At 70.4% G+C, this 1,364-nt stretch carries 2 protein-coding genes; both read left to right on the top strand.

All coding sequences use genetic code 11. The annotated features are described in order from the left end of the window. Positions 1-722: ABC transporter ATP-binding protein (locus tag ACFYXV_RS34120; RefSeq protein WP_389385064.1), on the top strand; the 722-nt coding region annotated here is incomplete at its 5' end. Further along, a partial coding sequence (locus ACFYXV_RS34115; RefSeq protein ID WP_389385063.1) for an ABC transporter permease occupies positions 709-1,364 on the top strand: 656 nt, incomplete at its 3' end. The genes ACFYXV_RS34120 and ACFYXV_RS34115, both read left to right, overlap by 14 nt.

Raw genomic sequence — 1,364 nt, 5'->3', positions numbered from 1 at the left:
ACGTCTCGAAGTCCTTCTCCGGCCCGGCCGGATCGCAGCTCGTCCTGGACGACATCAGCCTCGATGTCGCGCCCGGCGAGTTCGTCACCATCCTGGGAGCCTCCGGCTGCGGCAAGTCCACCCTGCTCAACCTCGTCGCGGGACTCGACAAACCGTCCGCGGGGACGATCGAGACGGCCGGCCGGCCGGCGCTGATGTTCCAGGAACACGCCCTGTTCCCCTGGCTCACCGCCGGCAAGAACATCGAACTCGCCCTGCGCCTGCGCGGAGTCCCCAAGGCCGACCGCAAACCCGAAGCCGAACGCCTCCTGGAACTGGTCCGCCTCGCCGGCGCCCACGGCAAACGCGTCCACGAACTCTCCGGCGGCATGCGCCAGCGCGTCGCCCTGGCCCGCGCCCTCGCCCAGGACAGCCGCCTCCTCCTCATGGACGAACCCTTCGCCGCCCTGGACGCCATCACCCGCGACGTCCTGCACGGCGAACTCACCCGCATCTGGGCCGAAACCCACGTCTCCGTCCTCTTCGTCACCCACAACGTCCGCGAAGCCGTCCGCCTCGCCCAGCGCGTGGTCCTGCTCTCCTCACGCCCCGGCCGCATCGCCAGGCAATGGACCGTGGACATCCCCCAGCCCCGCCGCATCGAAGACGCCGACGTCGCGGAACTCTCCGTCGAAATCACCGAACACCTGCGTGGGGAGATCCGCCGCCATGGCCAGCACTGACACCACCCCCAGGGCCAAGACCGACGACCTGGCCGGTCTGGAAGCCGGCCTCGACGCCCTCGACGCCGTCCAGACCCACCGCACCCCCACCCGCGAGGTCCTCGTCAAAAAGGTCCTCCCCCCGTTCATCGCCATCGGCCTCGTCCTGCTGGTGTGGCAGGTGCTGGTCTCCCTGAAGGTCACCGACGAGACCAAGCTCCCCGCACCGTCCGCGGTCTGGGACAGCCTCTCCGACATGTGGCTCAAGGGCACCCTCCTCGAAGTCGTCTGGACCAGCGTCTCCCGCGGCCTGCTCGGCTTCCTCCTCGCCCTCGCCATCGGCACCCCCCTCGGACTCCTCGTCGCCCGCGTCAAGTTCGTCCGCGCCGCCATCGGCCCCATCCTCCAAGGCCTGCAATCCCTGCCCTCGGTCGCCTGGGTCCCCCCGGCCGTCCTGTGGTTCGGCCTCAACGACGCCATGATGTACACCGTCATCCTGCTCGGCGCCGTCCCCTCCATCGCCAACGGACTCGTCTCCGGCATCGACCAGATCCCCCCGCTCCACCTCCGCGCCGGCCGCACCCTCGGCGCCACCGGCCTCGCCGGAGCCCGCCACATCGTCATGCCCGCAGCCCTCCCCGGCTACCTCGCCGGCCTCAAGCA

The organism is Streptomyces sp. NPDC002181 (genome assembly GCF_042890485.1).
Lineage (GTDB): Bacteria > Actinomycetota > Actinomycetes > Streptomycetales > Streptomycetaceae > Streptomyces.
Note: the sequence above shows the minus strand (reverse complement) of the source record. Positions and strands in the feature narration are given on the sequence as shown.